The 17,820-nt window shown below is 74.9% G+C and carries 19 protein-coding genes; 12 read left to right on the top strand and 7 right to left on the bottom strand.

Annotated elements, in window-relative coordinates; all coding sequences use genetic code 11:
* Positions 1 to 95 precede the first annotated feature (95 nt).
* The 9 genes from GCE86_RS13405 to GCE86_RS13365 all read left to right on the top strand — a co-directional run bounded on the left by GCE86_RS13405 (position 96) and on the right by GCE86_RS13365 (position 9,648).
* Positions 96 to 590, top strand: coding sequence for a beta-ketoacyl synthase chain length factor (locus tag GCE86_RS13405; protein ID WP_154227269.1), 495 nt, complete (start codon positions 96 to 98; stop codon positions 588 to 590).
* On the top strand, positions 587 to 2,203 hold the full coding sequence (locus GCE86_RS13400) for a class I adenylate-forming enzyme family protein (protein WP_154227268.1): 1,617 nt from the start codon (positions 587 to 589) through the stop codon (positions 2,201 to 2,203). The genes GCE86_RS13405 and GCE86_RS13400 overlap by 4 nt, the downstream gene beginning before the upstream one ends.
* Positions 2,200 to 3,465, top strand: coding sequence for a beta-ketoacyl-[acyl-carrier-protein] synthase family protein (locus GCE86_RS13395; RefSeq protein WP_154227267.1), 1,266 nt, complete (start codon positions 2,200 to 2,202; stop codon positions 3,463 to 3,465). The genes GCE86_RS13400 and GCE86_RS13395 overlap by 4 nt, the downstream gene beginning before the upstream one ends.
* A 65-nt stretch (positions 3,466 to 3,530) precedes the next feature.
* Positions 3,531 to 4,637, top strand: a complete 1,107-nt coding sequence (hppD, locus tag GCE86_RS13390) for a 4-hydroxyphenylpyruvate dioxygenase (protein ID WP_154227266.1) — start codon at positions 3,531 to 3,533, stop codon at positions 4,635 to 4,637.
* Positions 4,634 to 5,557 carry a phytanoyl-CoA dioxygenase family protein gene (locus GCE86_RS13385; RefSeq protein WP_154227265.1) on the top strand — a complete coding sequence of 308 codons (924 nt, stop codon included), beginning with the start codon at positions 4,634 to 4,636 and terminating at the stop codon, positions 5,555 to 5,557. The genes hppD and GCE86_RS13385 overlap by 4 nt, the downstream gene beginning before the upstream one ends.
* 1 nt (position 5,558) lies before the next feature.
* Positions 5,559 to 6,356 carry a DUF3050 domain-containing protein gene (locus tag GCE86_RS13380; protein WP_154227264.1) on the top strand — a complete coding sequence of 266 codons (798 nt, stop codon included), beginning with the start codon at positions 5,559 to 5,561 and terminating at the stop codon, positions 6,354 to 6,356.
* A complete protein-coding gene (locus GCE86_RS13375) occupies positions 6,353 to 7,324 on the top strand; it encodes a thiamine pyrophosphate-dependent dehydrogenase E1 component subunit alpha (protein ID WP_154227263.1) in 972 nt (323 codons plus the stop codon). Before GCE86_RS13380 ends, GCE86_RS13375 begins: the two co-directional genes overlap by 4 nt.
* A complete protein-coding gene (locus GCE86_RS13370; RefSeq protein ID WP_154227262.1) occupies positions 7,324 to 8,289 on the top strand; it encodes an alpha-ketoacid dehydrogenase subunit beta in 966 nt (321 codons plus the stop codon). Before GCE86_RS13375 ends, GCE86_RS13370 begins: the two co-directional genes overlap by 1 nt.
* Before the next feature lie 3 nt (positions 8,290 to 8,292).
* The gene (locus GCE86_RS13365; protein ID WP_154227261.1) at positions 8,293 to 9,648 is read left to right on the top strand and encodes a hypothetical protein; all 1,356 of its coding nucleotides are present in this window, start codon (positions 8,293 to 8,295) and stop codon (positions 9,646 to 9,648) included.
* A 72-nt stretch (positions 9,649 to 9,720) separates the two neighbouring features.
* Here GCE86_RS13365 and GCE86_RS13360 read toward each other — a convergent pair whose 3' ends face one another.
* Positions 9,721 to 10,554 carry an alpha/beta fold hydrolase gene (locus GCE86_RS13360; RefSeq protein WP_154227260.1) on the bottom strand — a complete coding sequence of 278 codons (834 nt, stop codon included), beginning with the start codon at positions 10,552 to 10,554 and terminating at the stop codon, positions 9,721 to 9,723.
* A gap of 58 nt (positions 10,555 to 10,612) precedes the next feature.
* Between GCE86_RS13360 and GCE86_RS13355 the strand changes: the two genes are divergently transcribed.
* Complete coding sequence (locus GCE86_RS13355; RefSeq protein ID WP_244317287.1) at positions 10,613 to 11,314, top strand: TetR/AcrR family transcriptional regulator; 702 nt, start codon at positions 10,613 to 10,615, stop codon at positions 11,312 to 11,314.
* Between the two features lie 96 nt (positions 11,315 to 11,410).
* Here the strand turns inward: GCE86_RS13355 and GCE86_RS13350 are convergent, their stop codons facing one another.
* Complete coding sequence (locus GCE86_RS13350; RefSeq protein WP_154227258.1) at positions 11,411 to 11,905, bottom strand: hypothetical protein; 495 nt, start codon at positions 11,903 to 11,905, stop codon at positions 11,411 to 11,413.
* Between the two features lie 68 nt (positions 11,906 to 11,973).
* A complete protein-coding gene (locus GCE86_RS13345; RefSeq protein ID WP_154227257.1) occupies positions 11,974 to 12,657 on the bottom strand; it encodes an SGNH/GDSL hydrolase family protein in 684 nt (227 codons plus the stop codon).
* A 75-nt stretch (positions 12,658 to 12,732) separates the two neighbouring features.
* Between GCE86_RS13345 and GCE86_RS13340 the strand changes: the two genes are divergently transcribed.
* Complete coding sequence (locus tag GCE86_RS13340; RefSeq protein WP_154227256.1) at positions 12,733 to 13,197, top strand: SLOG cluster 4 domain-containing protein; 465 nt, start codon at positions 12,733 to 12,735, stop codon at positions 13,195 to 13,197.
* Positions 13,198 to 13,217: 20 nt separating this feature from the next.
* On the opposite strand, the gene GCE86_RS13335 is transcribed toward GCE86_RS13340, so the two are convergent.
* Positions 13,218 to 13,850, bottom strand: a complete 633-nt coding sequence (locus GCE86_RS13335) for an HAD family hydrolase (RefSeq protein ID WP_154227255.1) — start codon at positions 13,848 to 13,850, stop codon at positions 13,218 to 13,220.
* Complete coding sequence (locus GCE86_RS13330) at positions 13,847 to 14,239, bottom strand: MmcQ/YjbR family DNA-binding protein (protein WP_154227254.1); 393 nt, start codon at positions 14,237 to 14,239, stop codon at positions 13,847 to 13,849. The genes GCE86_RS13335 and GCE86_RS13330 overlap by 4 nt, the downstream gene beginning before the upstream one ends.
* A gap of 135 nt (positions 14,240 to 14,374) precedes the next feature.
* Here GCE86_RS13330 and GCE86_RS13325 point away from each other — a divergent pair, with 135 nt between their 5' ends.
* Positions 14,375 to 14,926 carry a dihydrofolate reductase family protein gene (locus GCE86_RS13325; RefSeq protein WP_154227253.1) on the top strand — a complete coding sequence of 184 codons (552 nt, stop codon included), beginning with the start codon at positions 14,375 to 14,377 and terminating at the stop codon, positions 14,924 to 14,926.
* A gap of 37 nt (positions 14,927 to 14,963) precedes the next feature.
* On the opposite strand, the gene GCE86_RS13320 is transcribed toward GCE86_RS13325, so the two are convergent.
* Both GCE86_RS13320 and GCE86_RS13315 read right to left on the bottom strand, forming a co-directional pair.
* The gene (locus tag GCE86_RS13320) at positions 14,964 to 16,187 is read right to left on the bottom strand and encodes an MFS transporter (RefSeq protein WP_154227252.1); all 1,224 of its coding nucleotides are present in this window, start codon (positions 16,185 to 16,187) and stop codon (positions 14,964 to 14,966) included.
* Positions 16,184 to 17,755 carry a class I adenylate-forming enzyme family protein gene (locus GCE86_RS13315; RefSeq protein WP_154227251.1) on the bottom strand — a complete coding sequence of 524 codons (1,572 nt, stop codon included), beginning with the start codon at positions 17,753 to 17,755 and terminating at the stop codon, positions 16,184 to 16,186. Before GCE86_RS13315 ends, GCE86_RS13320 begins: the two co-directional genes overlap by 4 nt.
* Positions 17,756 to 17,820 lie beyond the last annotated feature (65 nt).

Below are 17,820 nucleotides of genomic sequence, written 5' to 3'. Positions count from 1 at the left end.
CCGCCCACCCCGACCCGCGATCGTGCACTTCCCGCCCCGACAACTCGGGCGTAAGGCCCGCCTCGTGGGCACAAACTGCAAGATCGCGTGGAGGGGTGACGCTCGCCGAGGCGCGGTGGCCCGAGGGTGGGGACGGCCCGCCGCCTCCGGTGCCGGGGTTCGTGCACTCGACGTTCGCGCCGCTCGTCGTGGCGGTGGCCGAGCGGTGCCTGCGGCGCCGGTACGGGTCCGGGCCACTGCCCGCCGGCAACCGGACGGCGGTGGTGCTGGTCAGCGCGAGCGGCGACCGGGCCAGCGCCGCGCACGTCCGGGCCACGGTGGCAGCTGGCGGCCGGGTCGGCCCGCTGTTCTTCTTCCAGTCGGTGCCGAACAGCGTGGCCGGGCACGTCGCGGCGCGCTGGGGGCTGGACGGGCCGGTGGTGTGCCTGAGCCCGACGGGGGACCCGTGGGCCGAGGGCGCCGCCGAGGCGGACCTGCTGCTGTACGACGGCGACGCCGCACAGGCGTTGCTGGTCCTGATCGAACAGGCACCGGACGGTACGCCGGGCGAGGCGACCGCGGTGCTGCTGGGGGAGGGAACACGTCAATGAGGACGAAGGGACTGCGCGGCGCCCTCGCGGCCGACACCGAGCTGGGCGCGGGCAACGTGCTCGCCCGGGTGCTGGCCCACGGCGCCGACCCGGACGGGCCGGGACTCACCTTCGACACGGCGGTCGACGGCCACCCGGCCGAGACCCCGCTGACCCTGGGCCGGCTCGACGAGCTGGTCGCCGCCCGGGCCGCCTGGCTGCACGAGCGGGGCGTCCGGCCACGGGACCCGGTCGCCGTCTGGGCCGGCGCCGCCGCCGACATGGTGCTGTCGTTCCTGGCGCTGGCCCGGCTCGGCGCGATCCCGGCGCTGATGAACGGCCGGCTGCGCCCGGAGATCGCCGCCGAGTACATCCGCCGGCTGCGCGCCGCCGGGGTGCTCGCCGACGCCGCGCACGCCGCGGCCCTGCAGGGGCACGACCTGGGGGCGCCCCTGCTCGGCGAGCCCGCCGAGGCGGGCGGCGGCGACCCGGCCGTGGCCCCGGAGCGCTACCGGCACCACGACGACGACCCGATCGTCATCACCCACACCTCGGGCACCACCGGGGTGCCGAAGGCGGTGCTGCACTCCCACGCCAGCCTCTTCGCCGCCACCCGGCACCTGCTCGCCATGCCGCAGGCGCAGGGCACCAGCCGGATCCTCAACGCGCTGCCCGCCCCGCACACCGCGACCGTGCTCATGGTCAACCAGGCGCTCGGCAACCGCGCGGAGATGTACCTACTCTCCGAGCAGGGCGGCGAGCGGGTCCTCGACGCCGTCCAGCGCTGGCGGCCGGACGGCGTGTTCGGGTTCTCCGTCACCTGGGCCGAGCTGGCCCGCTTCGACCTGTCCGCGTACGACCTGGACTCGGTGCGGCTGTGGTTCAACACCGGCGACTGCTCGCACGAGCCGCACGTGCGCCGGCTCGTGAAGGTGGGCTCGCGGGACGTCATGACCCGCGACGGGGTGACCCGGGTGCCCGGCTCGGTCTTCATCGACGGGCTCGGCTCCAGCGAGATGGGGCACTCGATGTTCCACATCACCCACACCGTCGACACCGACCGGTACGGCCGCTGCGTCGGCCGCCCGTACCGGTTCACGAAGGTCGCCGTGCTCGACGAGGCGGGCGACGAGCTGCCGCCCGGGCAGGTCGGCTGGCTGGGCGTCGACTCGCCGTCGCTGTTCCGCGGCTACTGGAACGACTCGGTCACCACCTACCGGTCCCGGCTGCGCGGCTGGTACCTCACGGGCGACCTGGTCCGCGCCGACGCCGACGGCCGCTGGTACCACCTGGACCGGGCGGTGGACTCGGTCGAGGCGGGCGACGGAACGCGGTTCTTCACGGCGCTGTCCGAGGAACGCATCCTCGCCGCCTGCGCCGACGTCACCGACTGCACCGTGGTGATCGTCAAGGAGAACGACAGGGTGGTGACCGACGTGCTGCTGGAACTGGCCGCCGGGGCGGACCCGGCCGAGGACCGCAGCGCGCGGATCCGCGCCGCCGTCGGGCCGGACCTGGCCGCCACCCTGCGCCGGGTGGTGCCGGTACGCGCCGACGACATCCCGGTCACCGTGACCGGCAAGGTCCGCAAGGTGGCGCTGCGCGAGCGGTACCTGGCCGAGGCCCCGTCATGAGCGCCCTCGTCACCGGCATGGGGCTGTTCACCCCGGCCGGCCGGGGCGTCGAGGAGACGTTCACGGCGCTCACCACCGGCCGGTCCGGGCTGCGCCGGCCGCCCGAGGGGCACCCGGCCCGGGACAGCCTGGAGGTGGCCGGGGTCCTGCCGGAGATCGACCCGCGCGGCGTCGCCTCCGGCCCGGAGACCAAGGTGCTCGACCGGGTCGTGCTGCTCGCCCTGCTGACCGCCGCCGAGGCGCTCGCCGACGCGGGCCTCGAGGTCGGGCGGGACGTCGACCCGGACCGGATCGGCGTGATCGTCGGCGGGGTCGGCGGGATGTCCACCCTGGAGAGCCAGGTCCTGGCCCGCGCCGCGCGGGGCCGGGCCGCGGTCAGCCCGTACCTGCTCACCGGGATCCTGCCGAACATGCCGTCGGCCCGGATCGCCATCGCCCACGGCATCCGGGGTTACAGCTCCGCGGTGGGCACGGCCTGCGCCTCCGGCGCCCAGGCCGTGGCCGACGGGGTACGCCTCATCGAGGCCGGGGAGGCCGACGTGGTGGTGTGCGGGGCGAGCGAGGCGCCGCTCTTCCCGACCTTCGCCGACACCTTCGGCAACGCCCGCGCCCTGGCCCGGGGCTGGGACGAGCCCACCGAGGCGAGCCGCCCGTTCGACAAGCGGCGCAACGGGTTCGTACTCGCCGAGGGGGCGGCGCTGCTGGTGCTGGAACGCGCCGGGCACGCCGCCGCCCGGGGGGTCACCGGCTACGCCGAGGTCGCCGGCTACGGGGTGAACACCGACGCCCACCACCCGACCGCGCCCCGCCCGGACGGCGCCGGGGCGGCGGCGTGCATGCGCCGGGCGCTGGCCGGCGGGGGAGTGACGCCGGTCGAGGTCGGCTACGTCAACGCGCACGGCACCGGCACGAAACTCGGCGACATCGCCGAGACCACCGCCCTCGCGGCGGTGTTCGGGGTGGGCGGCGTGCCGGTCAGCTCCACCAAGGCCCTCACGGGGCACCTGCTCGGCGCCTCCGGCGTGCTGGAGGCGGCGGCCACCGCCCTCGCCCTCGGGCGCGGGCTGCTCCCGCCCACCTACCACCTCGACGACCCGGACCCGGACTGCGAGGCGGACCACGTCCGTGCCGCGCCGCGGGCCACCCGGGCCGAGCACGCGCTGACCAACTCGTTCGGGTTCGGCGGCCAGAACGTCAGCCTGCTGCTGCGCCGGGTGCCTGCACCGGCCCGGCGGGCCGCCGGGCCGACCTCGGCGAACTGATCGGACTCCACCCCGGGCGGACGCCCGGGTCGCAGTAACGGGGGGAACAGGGGGAAAGGCTACCGATGGACATCAACGGAATAGACCACATCGAGCTGTACGTGGGGGACGCCCGCCAGGCCGCCTTCTACTTCGAGACGGCCGTCGGCTTCCGGCTGCGGGGCCAGGGCGGCCCGGAGACCGGCCTGGCCGGGCAGCGCTCGCTGCTGCTCGAACAGGCCGCCGTCCGGATGGTGCTCACCAGCGGGCTGACCGCCGAGCACCCGGCCTCGACGTACGTGCAGCGGCACGGCGACGGCATCGCCGTGGTGGCCCTGGAGGTCGACGACGCCGCCGGGGCGTATGCGGAGCTGGTGGCCCGGGGTGCGACCGGGGTGACCGCGCCGCGCACCTTCACGGGGGCGGACGCCGAGGTGGTGACCGCCGAGGTCGGCGGCTTCGGCGACGTGTTGCACCGGCTGGTCGAGCGGCGCGGCGACCGGACGGCGTTCCTGCCGGGCGCCATCGAGGCGCGGCCCGGCGGCGGGGACATCCCGCTGCTCGCCGAGATCGACCACCTGGCGGTCTGCGTGCCGCCGGGCCAGCTCGACGAGACGATCGGGCACTACGAGAAGGTCTTCGGCTTCGCGCAGATCTTCGAGGAGCACATCGAGGTCGCCGGGCAGGCCATGAACTCGAAGGTGGTGCAGAGCCCGTCCGGGCGGGTGACCCTCGTGCTGCTGGAGCCGGACACCGGCCGGCGGCCCGGGCAGATCGAGGACTTCCTGCGCTGGCACGCCGGCGCCGGGGTGCAGCACCTCGGGCTGCGCACCGACGACATCGTCACGGCGGTCGGCGCCCTCGCCGGCCGGGGGGTGCGCTTCGCCGGCACTCCGGACACCTACTACGACGACCTGGAACGGCGGGTCGGCAAGGTGGACGCGCCGCTGGAACGGCTGCGCGACCTCAGCATCCTGGTCGACTCGGACCACGACGGCCAGCTGCTGCAGATCTTCACCGAGTCGATGCACGTGCGCCGCACCCTCTTCCTCGAACTCATCGAGCGGCGCGGGGCGCGCACCTTCGGCAGCGGCAACATCAAGGCGCTCTACGAGGCCAAGGAACGCGAACTCGCCGCGGCGGGGGCGACCCCTGCCGCCGCGGCCGGGACGGCAGGAGGGGTTCGGGCATGACCACGACACATCCGGTGCTGACGGCCGAGGAGGAGGCGCTGCTGCCGTCCGAGGAGGACGTGCGGCACTACGCCGAGCACGGCTGGTACCTGAGCAGGAAGCTGCTCACCGACGACGAGGTGGACACCCTCGTGGCGGCGACCGACCGCTACTACGCCGGCGAGCGGGACCGGCGGCTGCCCGTCCGCCCGCCGAAGCTGGCCTACTGGGAGCCCGCCAAGGGCGACGTGCAGCGGCACAACGACTACGTGCACCACGAGCACGACGCGCTCGGCCGGATCCTCCGCAAGCCGCTGATCGGGGCGGTCGCCGCCCGGCTCGCGCGCGCCGACGAGATCCGGATCTTCCAGTCCACCCTCATCTACAAGCCGCCGATCTCCGGCGAGCCGTCCAACATCGTGCCCTGGCACTTCGACAAGCACTACTGGGCGTCCTCCTCCTCGGAGAACATGCTCACCGCGTTCATCCCGTTCCACGACTGCGGCGAGGAGATGGGCACGATCACCATCGTCGACGGCTCGCACCGCTGGCGGGAGGTCGGCGCCGACGACACCGTGGTCCGGCACTTCGCCGACCGGGACCGCGACCAGCTGGAGGCGATGCTCGCCGAGAACGCCGCGCACAACCGGGCGGAGATCCGCAAGGTGCCCATGGTGATCCCCAAGGGGCACATGAGCTTCCACCACTGCCGCGTCTACCACGGCAGCGGCCCGAACGTCAGCGGCCGCCCCCGGCAGGCCGTCTCGCTGCACCTGCAGGACGGCGCCAACGCCTGGCGGGAGTATCCGCTCTCCGACGGCACGCTCGCCGCGTACAACCACGACGTGCTGGTCCGCCGCACCCCCGAGGGCCGGCCGGACTACGCCGACCCCGACTTCTGCCCGGTCATCTGGCGCGACCGCGCCCCGCAGGGAGGCTGACATGTCACGGTACGACTGGGGGAGGACCCACCCGGGCATCGAGCGGCTGGAGCGGGCCGTGACCGACCGCCGCGACGTGGTGGTCAAGCACCCGCTCTACGCCAACCTGGACACCCACGAGGCGCTGGTCACGTTCATGGAGCACCACGTCTTCGCGGTGTGGGACTTCATGTCGCTGCTGAAGTCGTTGCAGCGCCAGCTCACCTGCGTGGCCGTCCCGTGGATCCCCACCGGCCCGACCGGCAGCCGCCGCCTCATCAACGACATCGTCATGGTCGAGGAGAGCGACGAGCTGGGCGACGGCTACATCAGCCACTTCGAGCTGTACGTGCGGGGCATGCGGGAGGCTGGGGCCGACACCGGGGCCGTGGACCGGCTGGTCGACCTGCTGCGCGCCGGCCGCCCGGTCACCGCGGCGCTGGCCGAGGCGGGCGTGCCCGCGCCCTCGGCCGCGTTCGCCGCCACCACCTGGCGGATCATCGAGAGCACCCCGGTGCACTGCCAGGCGGCCGCCTTCGCGTTCGGCCGGGAGGACCTCATCCCGGAGATGTTCACCCAGGTCGTGGCGGTCAACGAGCGCAGCAACCGGCTCAACACGTTCGTCGACTACCTGGAGCGGCACATCGAGGTCGACGGCGAGCAGCACACGCCCATGGCCATGCAGATGCTCGCCGACCTGTGCGGCGACGACGACGGGAAATGGCAGGAGTGCGCCGACACGGTCAACGCCGCCCTCGCCGCCCGCGCGCGGCTCTGGGACGACATCCTGGCCGCGATCAAGGAGGGCCGCCCGGCGTGACCGGTCCCGACCCGGCCGGCCTCTACCGGACGGTCCGGCTCATCCGCCGCTTCGAGGAGCGGGCCATCGAGCTGGTCGACGCCGGTGAGATCGTCGGCGGCATCCACCCGTACCTCGGCCAGGAGGGCGTCGCCGCCGGCGTCTGCGCGGCGCTGGGCCCCGGGGACCTGGTGACCGGCACCCACCGCGGGCACGGGCACGTGCTCGCCAAGGGCGCCGACCCGGCCCGGATGCTCGCCGAGCTGTGCGGCCGGGTCACCGGGCTCAACCGCGGCCGGGGCGGGTCGATGCACGCCGCCGACCTCGGCGTCGGGGTGCTCGGCGCCAACGCCATCGTCGGGGCCGCCGGCGCGATCCTCACCGGAGCGGTGTGGGCGCGCCGGCGGCGCGGCGACGACGTGGTGGGGGCGACCTTCTTCGGCGACGGCGCGGTCAACGAGGGGATGCTCCTCGAAGCGTTCAACCTGGCCGCGCTCTGGCGGGTGCCGGTGCTGTTCGTCTGCGAGAACAACGGCTACGCCACCACCATGCCGGTCGAGGGCGCGGTGGCCGGCACCATCGCCGGCCGCGCCGCCGCCTTCGGCATGCCGGCGACCGCCGTCGACGGCCAGGACCCCGAGCAGGTACGCGCGGTCACCGCCGCCGCCGTCGCGCGGATGCGCGCCGGCGGCGGCCCCGAACTGGTCGAGGCCCGCACCTACCGGTTCGACGCCCACCACACCTTCGAACACCGGGTACGCCTCGACTACCGCCCGCCCGAGGAGGTGGCGGCGGCGCGCCGCCGGGACCCCGTGCTCATCCAGGGCGACCGGCTGCCCGCCGAGGTCCGCGCGGCGGTCGACGCGGAGGTCGAGGCCACCCTCGCCGCGGCGGTGGACTTCGCGCTGGCCGGCCCCGCGCCCGACCCCGCCACCGCCCTCGACCACCTGTACGCCAGCGGGCTCACCGCCCGGACCGGAGGTGGCTGATGCCCCGGCTCTCCTACCGCAGGGCGCTCACCCGGGCGCTCGCCGACGAGATGACTCGCGACGAGTCGGTGTTCCTGCTCGGCGAGGACATCCGGGTGGCCGCCGCCGGTGTCACCACCGGCCTGCTGAAGAAGTTCGGCCCGGAGCGGGTCCTCGACACGCCCCTGTCGGAGCAGGCGTTCACCAGCTTCGCCACCGGCGCCGCGCTGGCCGGGGCGCGGCCGGTGATCGAGTTCCAGATCCCCTCGCTGCTCTTCCTGGTCTTCGAGCAGATCGTCAACCACGCCCACAAGTTCCCGCTGATGACCGGCGGCCAGTGCGCGGTGCCGGTCACCTACCTGGTGCCCGGCTCCGGCTCCCGCACCGGCTGGGCCGGGCAGCACTCCGACCACCCGTACGGCCTCTTCGCGCACGTCGGGGTGACCACCGTGGTGCCGGCCACTCCGGCCGACGCGTACGGGCTGCTGGTCTCGGCGATCCGCTGCGACGACCCGGTCGTGGTGTTCGCCCCCGCCGGGGCGCTCGACGTGCGGGCGGACGTCACCGACCTCGCCCCGGTGCCGCTGGGACGGGGCGTGGTGCGCCGCCCGGGCGCCGACGTCACGGTGGTCGCCGTCGGGCACCTCGTGCACGACGCCCTGGCCGTCGCCGAGGAACTGGCCGGCCAGGTCTCCGTGGAGGTGTTCGACCCGCGCACGCTGTACCCGTTCGACTGGGACGGGCTGCTCGACTCGGTGTCCCGCACCGGGCGCCTCGTGGTGGTGGACGACTCCAACCGGTCCTGCGGGATCGCCGGGGAGATCATCGCCACCGTCGTCGAGCACGTCCCGCTCGCCGCGCCGCCCCGCCGGGTCACCCGCCCGGACGGCGCCGTGCTGCCCTTCGCGCCCGCCCTGGACCGGGCCGTGCAGCCCGGCCGCGACCAGCTCACCGCCGCCATCCAACTGACCGTTAAGGACGGATGAACGATGGACCCGAACTACCCGTGGCCGCCCGCCGGGCAGGCGTGGACCGACCTGCCCGAGCCGACCCGTACGGCGATGGTGGCGGCCGGCGCCGGCGCCTGGGAGAAGATCTTCCACGGCCGGGCCACGTACAACAAGCAGTGGCGGCTGGCCCGCCCGCCGGTGCTCACGGCCGACGCGTTCCGCGAGCTGAACGAGGTCTGCGACCGGATCGCCCAGCTCATCCTCGAGGCCTGCCGGCGGCGGGCCCGCACCGCCGGGGAACTGCGCCGGCTGCTCGACGTGCCGGTGGGGGAGACCCGGCTGCTCGACGAGGACGAGCCGCTGCACGAGGGGCTGCTGGCCGCGTACCGGCCGGACGTGCTGTTCTCCGGCGGTGTGCCGTGCATCGTGGAGTACAACATCGACAGCAGCCTGGGCGGCGGCTTCGACGCCGACACGGTCATCTACCGGTACGCCGAGCTGTACCGGGAGCACGGCCTGCTCGACGGGCTGCCGGTCCGCCCCGCGCCGTCCCTGCTCGACCAGCGGTTCGTGGCGATCCGCGACACCCTCGGCCTGCCCGACGGCGCCCGGGTGGCGTTGCTCATGGACTTCGACGCCGAATACCCCGGCCTGGACGACCCGGACACGTTCATCCGGATCCTCTCGCCGCTGGCCGACCAGGCGAAGCGCTTCGGCATCGACCTGGTCATCGCGCCGGTCCGCACCGCCACGCTGGACGAGCAGCGCCGGCTCGTGGTCGGCGGCGCACCGGTGGACGCCCTGTTCCGGCTCTTCGTGCCCAACCGGGTCACCTCCAGCTCCGGCCTGGACGCGGTGGCCGGCGCCCTCGCGGCCGGCACCCTGCCGATGTTCGTGAGCAGCGCGGCCTGGCTGCTCAGCAACAAGCTGAACTACGCCTGGCTCTGGGCCGACCTCGACCTGCTGCCCGAGGCCGACCGGGCGCTGATCCGCCGGTACGTCCCGCACACCGTGGCGCTCACCGCCGACCAGCTCGACCGCGCCCTGGCCGAGCAGGCGGACCTGGTCGCCAAGCCGGCCGGCGGCTCGGCCGGGCACGGGGTGCTGATCGGCCGGGAGATGAGCCCGGTGGCGTGGGAGGACGGTGTCCGCGCCGCCGTCGACGCGGGCGGCAACATCCTCCAGCGCTACCACGAGGCCGACCGGGTGGCCATGGACTTCGTGCAGATCGAGACCGGCGAGACCATCACGGCCGAGGTCCCGTACAGCCTCGCCCCGTACCTGTTCGGCAGAACCGGCTCCGGCGCCCTGGCCCGGGTCGGCTACCCCGGCTGCGAGGAGGTCCTCAACCTGGCGAGAGGCGTCCTCATGACCGGCATCCTCCTGACCGACTGACGCCCGCCCCGCCCCGCGTTGATCAAGAAGTTTGCGTCTCGCAGGCCCGGAATCCTGACGCGAACCTCTTGATCAACGCTGGGTGGCCGGCGCCGTGGGGGTCGTGAAGAAGGCCGTGAGGGGGTTGATCAGCGCGGGGGGTGCCACCGCGATCCCGTTGTGGGGGCTGCCCGGGACGCGCAGGGTCCGGGCCCGGGGGATGACGGCGCCCAGGCGGTCGTTGATCTCGGTGAAGTAGGGCGCGGCCTTGGCGCCGCTGATCAGCAGCGTCTCGGCGGCGATCCCTGCGTACTCCTCGGCCGGTCCCTCGTACGCCTGGATCTGCCGCGACTCGGCGAGCGTCATCCCCACGAGGCTGCCCATGGTCCGCCCCACCTCGGTGCGCAGGAACGCCCGGCAGATCGCGGTCCGCACGCCGAGCGGCAGCTTCGACGCCGGTGACTGCGGGTTGACGGCCGCGCCCACGATGGCGAGCGCCCGCGCGGTGTTCCCCACCCGGACCGCCTCCTCGGCGGGGTCGAGGAACGCCGTCGGCAGGCCGTGCCCGTCCAGGCGGAGCGGGGCGTCGTAGACCGCGATCCGGTCCAGCGGCAGCCGGAGCGCGGCCCGCAGCACGACGAACGCGCCGTAGCTGTGCCCGATGGCCCGGCGGGCGCCGGTGTGCGCGAGCACCGCGCCGAGGTCGTCGATCTCCTGCTCCACCGTGTACGGCTCGCGCCGAGGCGCCGCGTCCGCCCGGCCCCTCCGGTTGTAGCGGTGCACGGTGAACCGGTCGGCCAGCCGCGCGGCGAGCCGCCGGTATTCGTGGGCGGTGACCCCGCCCCCGTGCACCACCACGAGATCCGGGCCGCTGCCCGTCGAGTGCAGGACGATTCCAGCGCCGTCCGGTGCCGTGATCCGCTGCATGACCGCTCCCTTCGACCCCGCGAAACCGCGAACGCTGTTTGCAGTTTACAGTGGTGTGGTGAGCGGCGCACCGAGGAATCCGGCCGACGGCGACTCCGCCGGACGGTCGATCTGGACCCGGCCGCAGCGCGGCGCCCGCGGTCCCGCGCCGACGCACAGCCGGGACGAGATCGTGGCCGCCGCCGTGGCGCTGGCCGACGCCGACGGGCTGGGCGCCGTGTCGATGCGCGCGGTCGCCGGTGCGCTCGGGATGGCCGCCGGCTCGCTCTACCGGCATCTGTCCTCGCGGGACGACCTGCTCGACCTCATGGTCGACCGGTGTGTGGGCGAGCTTCTCCCGTACCCGGCCGACGACGGGAGCTGGCAGGACCGGTTCGTGCTGCTGGCCCGCCGGCAGCTGGCGCTCTACCGGCGCCACCCGTGGCTGCCCGACGCGCTCACCCGGCCCACGGTCCCCGGGCCGAACACCCTCGCTTACTTCGACGCCTGCCTGGGCCTGCTGCGCCCGGTCCGGACCGGGGTGGCCGCGAAGTTCGAGGCGATCGCCATGGTCACCGGCGTGGTCTCGCTGTTCGCCCGCAGCGCCGCGGCCGCCGGCACGGTCACGTTCGACCACGTCGACCTGGCGGCGTACCCGCACCTGGCCGCCGCGTTCGCCGAACCCCCGTCCGCCCCGCCCGCCGAGGACCTCTTCGAACGCACCCTCCGCAGCCTGCTGACCGGCCTGCTCACCCCCGACCCGCCCGCAAGACGGCGTTGATCAAGAAGTTGGCGTCATCCAGAGCCCGGTTCCTGACGCAAACCTCTTGATCGACGCCCGTCGGGCGGGAGCGGGGCGCGGGTGGGTGTGGGTGGGTCAGGTGGGGGCGGGCAGGTGGCGGGCCAGCGCCGTGCGCAGGGCCTTCGCCGAGGGGCGGAGCACGCCGATGTGGATCCGGTATTCCGGCCGGCCAGCGCGTACGCGAGGCTGCAGGGTGGCCGCGGGCGGGACCACCTCCGGGCGCAGCGTGACCCGGAGGGTGGTGAGCGGGCCGCCGTGCCGGATCACCGCCGACTCGATCGCCTGCCACGGGAGGACTACCCCCCGCCCCTTGTCGGCCAGGCCCAGCCCCGCGCCGGTGACGTCGACCGCCGGCCAGTTGCGCCGGTGGAAGACGAACGACAGGGCGGTGAAGGCGACCACGAACACCACCCCCGAGCCCGCCGTGCCGGACAGGTCGGTCGGCGGGTGCCGGGCCACGAGGGCGAACGTGGTCTGGGCGATCACCCAGCCCACGGCGCCGATCAGCAGCAGCAGTCCGGCCATCCGTGCCGGGGACGTCCGGAAGGCGGTCGTCTCGTGCTCAGCCACGCGGGTCCTCCACTCGACAGGGTGCGGACGACGGTAAGCGATCTCCGTTGACGACGCTCACCCGTCGATCAGGCATGTGCGCGGAGGTGGCTGCCGAGCACGCGGAGGGTCTCCGCCGTGGCTACCGCGTCGCTGCGGGCGCTGCCGTGCCGGCCGTCGCTGCTGTACAGCGACGGGTCCGCGACGAGCGGGTGGTCGGTGAGGTGCACGTGCAGCGTGCCGAGCCGCGCCGCCAGCCGTCCGGTGTGGGCCGACAGCAGGCGCATCCGCTCGCCGAGGCCGGCTCGCAGCGGGTCGGGCACCGCGGGGCTGTGCGACACGTCGAACATGCCGACCGTGATGACGTCCGCCCCGGCGCCCTGGAGCGCGGTGACCATGGCGGTCAGCTCGGCGTCCACCGCCTCCGGGTCGTACGCCGGCCGGAACGCGTCGTTGCCGCCGCACACCACCAGCGCCAGGTCCGGCGCGAGCTCCAGCGCCGGCGCCAACTGGATCGCCCGTACCTCGTGCGCCCGCAGGCCGCGCCGACCCAGGTTCCGGTACGCCAGCTCGGGCCGCACGGCGCGCAGCTCGGCGCCGATCCGGTCGGCCCACTGCAGGTCGGGGTAGCCGTCGACCGGCTCGCACATGCCCTCGGCCACGCTGTCGCCCAGCACCACGAACCGCCGCCACGGATGCCCGCGCAGCAGCTCGCCGGCCTCACCCGGGCGCAGGCACCACGGGTCCGTCGCTTCGGTCACCGTCGATCCCATCCCCGCACGCTAGCCCAGCCGTACCGGATCCGTCGATCATGCGGCGGGCGGCCCCGGGGCCGGGACAATGGCGGGGTGCAGGTGGCGGTGTGCGGGCCGGCGGAGGCGACGCCGGAGGAGACGGCGCAGGCCCGGCGGGTGGGGGAGCTGCTGGCCGAGCGCGGCGTCACGGTGCTCTGCGGCGGAGGCGGCGGGGTGATGGCCGCGGTCGCCGCCGGCGTCCGCGACCGCGCCGGCCTGGTCATCGGGGTACGCCCCGACGACGGCACCGCTCCGGCCCTCGCGGAGCTGTCCGCCTCCGTGGTGACCAACATGGGCCAGGCCCGCAACGCCATCCTGGTGTGGAGCGCGGACGCGGTGATCGCCGTGGGCGGCTCCTGGGGAACGCTCAGCGAGGTGGCGCTGGCGATGCGGCGCGGCGGGATCCCGGTGGTGGTGCTCGGCGGCTGGCGCGTCGTCGACGCCCACGGCGCCCCGGTGCCCGGGCCGGTCCACGCGGCCACACCCGACGCGGCCGTGCGCCTGGCCCTCGGGAGCTGACGGCGCTCTTCGCCGCCCCGTCAGCCGAGCAGCGCCAGCAGGTCACCGGGCCGGGTCACGCTGACGTCGGCGGCCTCCGCCGGGTCGTACTGGTGGCCCCAGGCCGCGGCCACCGCCACCGCGCCGCTGTCCCGGGCGGCCCGCAGGTCCAGCGGCGAGTCACCCACGTACGCGGCGCGGCCCGGCGCCACGCCCAGCCGCCGGCAGGCCAGCTCGACGCCGTCCGGCGCCGGCTTCGGGCGGGCGACCTGGTCGTCGCCGAGGACGACCCGGAAACGGCCGAGCAGGCCGACCCGGTCGAGCAGGATCTCGGCCGCCCGGTGGCTCGCGCCGGTGAACAGGCCCACCGGCACCCGGGCGGCGACCTCGGCGAGCACCTCCGTCACCCCCGGGTAGACGGTGACCCGCTCGGCGAGGGCGGCCAGCTCGGCGTGGTAGGTGTCGAGATCGGCCCCGGTGGCCGGGCGCCCCAGCAGGTGGGTCAGCAGGTCGGCGGGCGAGCCGAGCGAGTAGGCCGCGATGACCTCGGCGTCGGTGCGCTCCGGCCCGCCGCCGGCCCGCACGGCCGCGCGATAGGCCGCGGGCACCACCTCGTGCGACTCGATGAGCGTGCCGTCCATGTCGAAGACGATGCCGGCCACCGGCCCGGTCACTCGGCCGCCGCCCGGTGGGCGGCGGCAAGCCGCTTCGGGGCGCGCGCGTGCCACGCCTCGGTGATCAGCTCGGTCAGCTCCTCGACGCCGATCCGGTCGAGCCGGACCAGCACCGCCGGGTAGCCCTCGAAGTGCGGCGTGGTGAAGTAGACCCCGGGATCGTCCGCGAGCAGCGCCTCCTTGGCGCCCAGGTCGGGCACCCGGGCGCCGAGGACCGGGCCGCCGGGCGCGGCGTCGCCGAGCGCGTCGAGGTCGGCGCGACGCAGCGGCCGCTCCCAGACGAAGGACTTGTCGCGGACCCGCCAGGCCGGCAGGCCGTCGTAGGAACCACGCTCCGTGGTCTCCGGCAGCGCGAGCGCGATCCGCCGCACGTCGTCCCAGGTCGCCATGCGCCGACCCTACGCCGCCCCACCGACACCGGTGCCCGTACGCACCGGAGGCCCGCCGCTGCCGGCCGGCGGGACGCGTGCGGCGGCAGGTCCTGGCAGACTGGCAGCACCGTCCGCCGGCCCGATCGGAGTGGGATGCGCAGGATCATCGTGGCCATGTCGGTCTCGCTCGACGGCTGTTTCGAGGGACCGGGTGGCGACCTGAGCTGGCACCGGGTCGACGACGAGCTGCACCAGCACTTCAACGACGAGCTGCGCGGCATGTCCGCCTTCCTCGACGGCCGCCGCAACTACGAGCTGATGGGGTCGTACTGGCCCACCGCCGACCAGGATCCGGCCGCCTCGCCCCAGGAGCGCGAGTTCGCCGGCATCTGGCGGGACATGCCGAAGCTCGTCTACTCGCGCACCCTCGAACGCGCCGACTGGAACTCGACCATCGTGCGCGAGGTCGTCCCGGAGGAGGTGCGCGCGCTCAAGGAGCAGCCGGGCGGTGACATGGCCCTCGGCGGCGCCGAGCTGGCCGCCGCCTTCGCCCGGCACGGCCTGGTCGACGAGTGGCGGCTCTACGTCGTCCCGGTCGTGCTCGGCGCCGGCCGCCCGCTCTTCCCGCCCGGCACCCGCCTCGACCTCGACCTGCGCACCGAGCGGCGGTTCGGCAACGGCGTCGTGCAACTCAGCTACCGCTGACCGGGCCCCCGGCGGCCGGTCCGCGCCGCGCCCGCCCTCAGGCCGGTGTGGAGGCCACCGGTTCCGCGGCGGGCCGCTCCGTCGGCGGGCGGGCCACCAGCAGGGGCGCGACCGTGAGCACGAGGCAGGCCACCGCCATCACCAGCAGCGCCGGGGTCAGCCCCAGCACCGCCACCGACCAGCCGCCGAGCAGCGCCCCGACGGGCAGGCCCAGGAAGGCCACCGAGCCGGAGATGCCCAGCACCCGGGTCTGCAACGACTCCGGCACCCGCTCGTAGAGGGCCGCGCCGAGCAGCGGGTTCACCGCCGCGATGGCGATGCCGGACACGAACGTCACGACGAGCACCACCACGAGGTCGTCGCTGAGCGCCAGGGCGAGCAGCCGGGGCGCGCCGCTGAGCGCCAGCCCCAGCGCGAACGTCGCCCGCCGGGGTAGCCGGGTGCCGGCCACCGTGAAGAGCAGGTTGCCCAGCAGCGCGCCGGCGGAGAACACCCCCAGCAGCAGGCCGAACCCGGCCGGGTCGCCGAGCACCCGGTCCACCCAGAGCGGGATCCAGACGGCGACGCTCGCGTTGGCGAACATGTTCGACGCGGAGACCACGATGAGCATGGTGAGCAGGGTGCGGTCGGTGCGCAGGTAGGCGAAGCCGCCGCGCAGCGCCCGCAGGTAGCTCTCCCGGGGCGCCGGCTGGGCCGGCGCGGGCGGGCGGACCAGCAGCCCGATCACCAGCGCGCACGCCGCGAAGGTGGCCGCGTCGATCCAGATCGCCCGGGTCACGCCCACCCAGTCGATGAGCAGGCCGCCGAGCACCGCCCCGAAGAGCGTCATGCCCCGGGCCAGCCCGTCGTAGGCGGAGGTGAGCCGGATGAGCGGCACACCGGCCCGCTCGGCAGCCGGCTTGAACAGCACGTGCTTGACCCGGTCGCCGATGCCGCGCAGCCCGCCGGCCACCGCGACCAGCACCAGCAGCGTGCCGAACCCGAGCCAGGGCGCCAGCGCCACGACCGCCATGGCGGCCGCGCTGGCCGCGTCCACGGCGACCGAGGTACGGCGTACGCCGAACCGGTCCGCCCACGGGGTGGCCAGCGCGCTGGAGAGCATGTACGGCAGGGTCTCCGCCGCCGCGACCAGGCCCATCCGGGTCGGGCTGCCGGTGGTCTCCAGCACCAGCCAGGGGATCGCCACCACCGAGATCCGGGTGCCCAGGTTGGACAGCAGGTCGGCGCCGACCAGCGTGTAGAGCTCCCGGCGCGGGGTCACGCCCGGCTGCCGAGGACCGTGCCCAGCGCCCCGGCGTCGGCCGGGTGGGCGGCGGCATAGCGGGCGCGCAGGGCGCGCTTGTCGACCTTGGCGGAGCGGTTCAGCGGCAGCGCGTCGAGGAACTCCACGGCGCCGGGCGCCCAGGTCTCGCTCAGCTCCCGGGTGACCAGCGCGATCAGCTCCTCCCCGGTCACCGTGGCGCCCGGCGCCGCCACCACGTACGCGTGCGGCAGCTCCCCGGCGACCGGGTCGGGCACGCCGATCACCGCGGCGGCGCGGACCTCGGGGTGGGCGGCGAGCACGTCCTCGATGGGGCGGGAGTAGATCGGCCAGCTGCGCTGCCGGGTCAGGATGCGGTCCTGCAGCCGGTCGACCAGGTAGAGGTAGCCGTCGGCGTCGAGGTGACCGATGTCGCGGGTGCGGACCCAGCCGTCGACCAGCGTCTCGGCGGTGAGCTCCGGCTGGCCGTGGTAGCCCGCGAAGCTCAGGTTGGTGCGTACCCACACCTCGCCGTCCACACCGGCCGGCAGCACACGGCCGTCGGCGTCGCGGATCTCCACGGCCACGTCCCCGTACGGGCGGCCGCACGAGCGCAGCCGCTCCGGGTGCTCCGGGTCCTCGGTGAGCCCCGGCAGGGCGCAGATGACCACGGCCTCGCTGAGCCCGTACACGATGCGCAGGCACGGGCCGAAGCGGGCGATCGCCTGGCGCAGCCGGGCGGGCGCGGCGGGCCCGGCGCCCACGTTGAACATGAACATGGCGGAGAAGTCGGCGCCGTCGAGGGCCGGGTGGTCGAGCACCTCGTAGAGCATCGGCGGGGTGACGAAGGTGGACGTCAGCTTCTCGGTGTCGACGGTCCGGATGAACGCGGCCGGGTCCCACTGCTCGCGGAGGAACAGCACCCCGCCGGTGAACAGGTTGAACAGCGTGGTGATCTGGCCGCTGGCCAGCCACATGGGCGAGTGCGACAGGTGCCGCAGCAGGGGGAAGCCGGCCGCCCGGAAGTCGGCGGCCAGGGCGAGGATCTGCCGGTAGAAGCTCTCCCGGTGGTGCACCAGCTTCGGGGTGCCGGTGGTGCCGCTGGTCTGGAGGAACGACTCCGGTGCGGGCGGTGTGGCGGGCAGTCCGGCCGGCTCGCCGCCAGGGGCCGTGAGGTCCGGTGACGCGCCGCCGGGGCCGAGGCAGAGCACCGGTACGCCGGTCAGCTCCGCCGCGATCCGCGCGCCGAGCGGGTCGCGCGGGTCGTGCACGAAGGCGTCCGGGCGGGCCAACGCGACGAACTCGTCGACCTCGCGCCGGGAGGTGACCGGGGCGACCCACATGCTCCGGCAGCCGAGCAGGTGCAGCGCGAGCTGGAGCAGTGGCCCCTCCACGGTGTTGCCGAGCATCACGAGCACCGCGTCCCCGGGGTGTACGCCGTGCCGCAGCAGCGCGCCGGCCAGGCCGCGCACCTCGGCGGTGACCTCGGGGTAGGTGAGCCGGCGGCCCCCGCCGACGAGCGCCTCCCGGTCGCCGAACCCGGCCAACAGGTCCAGCGCCTCGTGCACGTAGTTCGGCCGGTCGGTCATCGGGCAACCCCCATCGTCTGGGCAGGTCGGAGCCGGGACGCGACGGCAGGTGCCAGGGCCGGCGA

Source organism: Micromonospora terminaliae, assembly GCF_009671205.1.
Classification (GTDB): domain Bacteria; phylum Actinomycetota; class Actinomycetes; order Mycobacteriales; family Micromonosporaceae; genus Micromonospora; species Micromonospora terminaliae.
The sequence above is the reverse complement of the archived record's forward strand: the minus strand, read 5'-3'. Positions and strand labels throughout refer to the sequence as shown.

Excerpts from the sequence above, each read along its gene's own strand:
- GCE86_RS13400 (WP_154227268.1), top strand. The coding sequence starts at position 587 with ATGAGGACGAAGGGACTGCGCGGCGCCCTCGCGGCCGACACCGAGCTG.
- GCE86_RS13395 (WP_154227267.1), top strand. The coding sequence starts at position 2,200 with ATGAGCGCCCTCGTCACCGGCATGGGGCTGTTCACCCCGGCCGGCCGG.
- hppD (WP_154227266.1), top strand. The coding sequence starts at position 3,531 with ATGGACATCAACGGAATAGACCACATCGAGCTGTACGTGGGGGACGCC.
- GCE86_RS13385 (WP_154227265.1), top strand. The coding sequence starts at position 4,634 with ATGACCACGACACATCCGGTGCTGACGGCCGAGGAGGAGGCGCTGCTG.
- GCE86_RS13380 (WP_154227264.1), top strand. The coding sequence starts at position 5,559 with ATGTCACGGTACGACTGGGGGAGGACCCACCCGGGCATCGAGCGGCTG.
- GCE86_RS13370 (WP_154227262.1), top strand. The coding sequence starts at position 7,324 with ATGCCCCGGCTCTCCTACCGCAGGGCGCTCACCCGGGCGCTCGCCGAC.
- GCE86_RS13365 (WP_154227261.1), top strand. The coding sequence starts at position 8,293 with ATGGACCCGAACTACCCGTGGCCGCCCGCCGGGCAGGCGTGGACCGAC.
- GCE86_RS13360 (WP_154227260.1), bottom strand. The coding sequence starts at position 10,554 with ATGCAGCGGATCACGGCACCGGACGGCGCTGGAATCGTCCTGCACTCG.
- GCE86_RS13345 (WP_154227257.1), bottom strand. The coding sequence starts at position 12,657 with ATGGGATCGACGGTGACCGAAGCGACGGACCCGTGGTGCCTGCGCCCG.
- GCE86_RS13330 (WP_154227254.1), bottom strand. The coding sequence starts at position 14,239 with ATGGCGACCTGGGACGACGTGCGGCGGATCGCGCTCGCGCTGCCGGAG.
- GCE86_RS13325 (WP_154227253.1), top strand. The coding sequence starts at position 14,375 with ATGCGCAGGATCATCGTGGCCATGTCGGTCTCGCTCGACGGCTGTTTC.
- GCE86_RS13315 (WP_154227251.1), bottom strand. The coding sequence starts at position 17,755 with ATGACCGACCGGCCGAACTACGTGCACGAGGCGCTGGACCTGTTGGCC.